Origin of the sequence: Corynebacterium sp. HMSC071F07, from assembly GCF_001810285.1 — a bacterium.
GTDB lineage: Bacteria > Actinomycetota > Actinomycetes > Mycobacteriales > Mycobacteriaceae > Corynebacterium > Corynebacterium simulans.
This window is the reverse complement of the sequence record NZ_KV800660.1, coordinates 1-3,460: the sequence shown is the minus strand read 5'-3', so window position 1 is coordinate 3,460 and position 3,460 is coordinate 1. Positions and strand designations below refer to the sequence as shown.

Annotated in this window: 4 protein-coding genes and 1 pseudogene; 2 read left to right on the top strand and 3 right to left on the bottom strand. The window is 56.4% G+C overall.

The window, feature by feature from the left end; all coding sequences use genetic code 11:
• Positions 1–176, bottom strand: a pseudogene (locus tag HMPREF2724_RS12535) (IS256 family transposase); the annotation flags it as partial.
• 72 nt (positions 177–248) lie between these two features.
• Here HMPREF2724_RS12535 and HMPREF2724_RS00020 point away from each other — a divergent pair.
• Together HMPREF2724_RS00020 and HMPREF2724_RS00015 are read left to right on the top strand one after the other, a co-directional pair.
• The gene (locus tag HMPREF2724_RS00020) at positions 249–1,592 is read left to right on the top strand and encodes an IS256 family transposase (RefSeq protein ID WP_062035649.1); all 1,344 of its coding nucleotides are present in this window, start codon (positions 249–251) and stop codon (positions 1,590–1,592) included.
• Between the two features lie 94 nt (positions 1,593–1,686).
• Positions 1,687–1,986 (top strand): hypothetical protein, encoded by a 300-nt coding sequence (locus HMPREF2724_RS00015; protein ID WP_141740993.1) that lies wholly within the window; start codon positions 1,687–1,689, stop codon positions 1,984–1,986.
• A 186-nt stretch (positions 1,987–2,172) separates the two neighbouring features.
• Here the strand turns inward: HMPREF2724_RS00015 and HMPREF2724_RS00010 are convergent, their stop codons facing one another.
• Both HMPREF2724_RS00010 and HMPREF2724_RS00005 read right to left on the bottom strand, forming a co-directional pair.
• The gene (locus HMPREF2724_RS00010; protein WP_005324624.1) at positions 2,173–2,355 is read right to left on the bottom strand and encodes a hypothetical protein; all 183 of its coding nucleotides are present in this window, start codon (positions 2,353–2,355) and stop codon (positions 2,173–2,175) included.
• A gap of 30 nt (positions 2,356–2,385) precedes the next feature.
• Complete coding sequence (locus HMPREF2724_RS00005; protein ID WP_005328806.1) at positions 2,386–3,276, bottom strand: cation diffusion facilitator family transporter; 891 nt, start codon at positions 3,274–3,276, stop codon at positions 2,386–2,388.
• Between the last annotated feature and the right edge of the window lie 184 nt (positions 3,277–3,460).

The window sequence follows — 3,460 nt, the reverse complement described above, 5'->3', positions numbered from 1 at the left end:
CAGGCCCAGATGAAGGCTTTGAAGTCGCAGGCCTGCGTGAGATCGGTGCGAGTTCGTGTCGTGGAGCTGCCGCAGTTCGGGTCTTTGCACCGCCACCTGGTTGTGCCTTTGGATGTGGTTCCGTTTTTCTTCATTTGCCCAGCACATACCGGGCATCGTGGCCTGTTTTTACTCACCCGGAAAGCACACCAGAGAGTGTCTGATGGTTTGTGTGTGGGTACCTAACCCGCATAAGGAGATGGACCAGAATGACTACTGTGGCGAGACGAGATCCGGCTAATAAGGCCAAGATTGATGCGATTGAAAAGAAGCTGCTTGCTAACCCTGACATCGCGAAACTGATTGATGACCTAGGCACGTCCACAACGGATGCCAACGACCTAGTTCGCGGCATGTTACAAGCCTCGATTACCAGGGGACTCAACGCTGAAATGGATGCCCACCTGGGCTACGAGTCTGGCGACAGGAGCGCTAAAGCTGCAGCTAGAACAGACAATTACCGCAACGGGTCGTATCCAAAGACCGTGGATTCTAACTACGGGCCAGTCACCGTTGATGTCCCTCGGGATCGGGCTGGAACATTCTTGCCGACTATGGTCCCTAAAGGTTCTAGGCGCTTGACTGATGTCGATGACATGATCGTCAGCTTGTACGCCGGTGGGATGACAATTAGGGACATCCAGCACCATATGGCAACGTCGATGCGTGTCGATATTTCCCATGAGACGATTTCTGCGGTTACTGACGCCGTGCTCGATGAGGTCATGGTCTGGCAAAACCGCCAGCTAGACGAGTTCTACCCCGTGGTTTTCCTGGACGCGTTGCGCATTAAAGTCCGCGACGACGGCCGAGTAGTCAACAAATCTGCGTACATGGCAATCGGCGTGGATCTCAACGGTATTAAGCACATTTTAGGATTGTGGATTGCCAAGGAAGAAGGCGCTTCATTCTGGGCGCAGGTATGCGCCAACCTTTCTAACCGTGGGGTCAAGGACGTCTTTATCGTCTGCTGTGACGGGCTGAAAGGCCTGCCAGAGGCAGTTGAGGCAACCTGGCCGAACTCTATGGTGCAAACCTGTATCGTGCACCTGATTCGCGCCGCTAACCGGTGGGTAGCCTACGGGGATCGCCGGGGCGTATCAGCCGCGTTGAAAAAGATTTACACTGCCACGGACGAGCCCACAGCACAGGTTGCTTTAGACGAATTTGAAGCCTCCGAGCTGGGTGAGAAATATCCCCGCTCAGTCAAGGTCTGGCGTGATGCGTGGGCGCGTTTCGTACCGTTTCTGCAGTTCCCACCAGCAGCCAGAAAGGTAATCTATACGACGAACTCCATTGAGTCGTTTAACAATGAACTGCGTAAAGCTACCCGCAACAGGGTGCAGTTCACCAACGATGAATCAGCGATAAAGACGCTGTGGTTGATGACCTGCAACATCGAAGACAAACGAGCCGCAAAGAGGGCAAAGCAAGGCAAACGAGTCTCAGCGACAGCCGGCAGACTCATGGAAGGAGCCCGAGTTTCCGGCTGGAAACAAGCCATCAACCAAATGGCCGTTGCCTACCCCGACCGCTTCGACAAATACCTATAAACCTAGCCCCACACACAAACAACTTGACACCCTCCGAACAAGCAAGCATTGATAGATGCAGGTCTGCACTACATTTTGTCGGTGAAACCCCACCGTGCCTGAGGTGATTGAAACCTGGCGGCGGGAAATCCCTGGTGAAGCCTACGCCCACGGCCAGATCTGGACACAAGCCTCGGCAAGCGATGCGCGCAAACACACAACCCCGAATACGGTGACCCACTTCCAGTACTCCTATGATCGGGCCAGACGCGGCCTGCGCGGAATCAAAGAGCAAGTCGCAAAAGCCAAACGCGCTGTTGACGGCGAAATCGCCATTAAGCGCAACCGCTATTTCGATCTTTCCACCCCGAACAAGAAGGTCAACTACGCTCTCGCTGCAAACACCGAGCCCTAGCCGGAATTAAAGGCTATGAAACCGACCTGACCGCTCTTCCCGCCCAGGAGGTTATCAGGCATTACCGCAGGCTATTCCACATTGAAAATGTCGTATCGGATGTCGAAATCAGACCTGAAAGCACGCCCAATCTATGCGAGGAAACAAAACTCGATCACAGCACATCTCAATATTGTGATGGCAGCACTAGCCGTGACCCACCTGATGGAGACCCGCAGTGGTCACTTCATCAAACGCCTCGTGAGAACACTCAAGAAATACCGCAGCTTTCAACTCGTCGTTGGCGGCGAAACCATTCACGCCGCCGTACCATTCCCGCCCGACCTCACTGCCACCATCCAAGTAATCACCGGCCGCGAACTTCCGCACAAAATTGGCCTAAGTCAGGTTAGAAGGGAATCAGCACACCGTCTCGTGGGATTCGTGCTCTGGGTGCTCAATCTGGATGGTGGAGTGCTCGATACCGTGTTCGCGCAGGGCCTGCTGGGCGGCATCCAACAGCGGGCCGGTGCCGACGGTGCCGTCGCGCACGATATGCACGGTCGTGAGCACGTTCACGCCGTCCAGGCTCCACAGGTGCAGGTCGTGGATGTCAGCAACGCCCTCGACCTGCCGCAGCGCGGGCTCGATCGCACTGGCGTCGAAGTCCGCCGGGACTTGCTCGAGCAGCACGCTCGCCGAAAGCCGCATGAGCTGCCAGGCGCGCGGCAGCACCATCGCCGCGATCGCTAGGGAGGCGATCACGTCCGCCGCCACAAACCCCGTGGTCAGTACCACGATGCCGGCCACGATTACTGCGACCGAGCCGAGCATATCCACTAACACGTGCAAGAACGCGCCCTCCACGTTGATCGAGGATTTGCGGTGCCGGTGCAGAACCCACGCCGATAGCGCATTCGCCACCAGGCCGATCACCGCGATGATCAGCATCGTTTTTCCCTGCACTTCGGCCGGGCTCTGCAGGCGGCGCACCGCCTCGACGACAATCCACACCGAGATCGCCAGCACCATCACTGCGTTCGCCAGTGCAGCAAGCACCTCCACTCGTCGGTAGCCGTACGTGGCCTGAGCCGATGCTTGTCGGCGCCCAACCAACACCGCTAACACCGCGATGATCAACCCCGCAGCGTCGGAAAGCATGTGCATCGCATCCGCCATCAGCGCCATCGAACCCGCCAACCAGCCGCCGATCAGCTCCGCGAAGAAGACGGTGCCGGTAATGCCTAGCGCAATCAAGAGTGCGCGCAGCGGCGTGCTGGAGTGATCGTGGTCGTGGTGCTCGTGTGCCATGCACTCAGCCTATCCCCGTCGACGCTTATTGACAATTAAATGAAAATGGATGGCGGTAAGCGCAGCCACTGAGGCCAAGTCGGCCTGATTTAGGTCATTGTGCAGTTGTCCTTTGAATGTGTAGAGAAGCTGAAACATGAACAACCAAAAAGTAGGGTTAAGTAGCAGAATGTGTGTCCGTTCG

Bases quoted from the DNA above. Each gene is read 5' to 3' on its own strand.
- HMPREF2724_RS00020 (WP_062035649.1), top strand. From the start codon at position 249: ATGACTACTGTGGCGAGACGAGATCCGGCTAATAAGGCCAAGATTGAT.
- HMPREF2724_RS00005 (WP_005328806.1), bottom strand. From the start codon at position 3,276: ATGGCACACGAGCACCACGACCACGATCACTCCAGCACGCCGCTGCGC.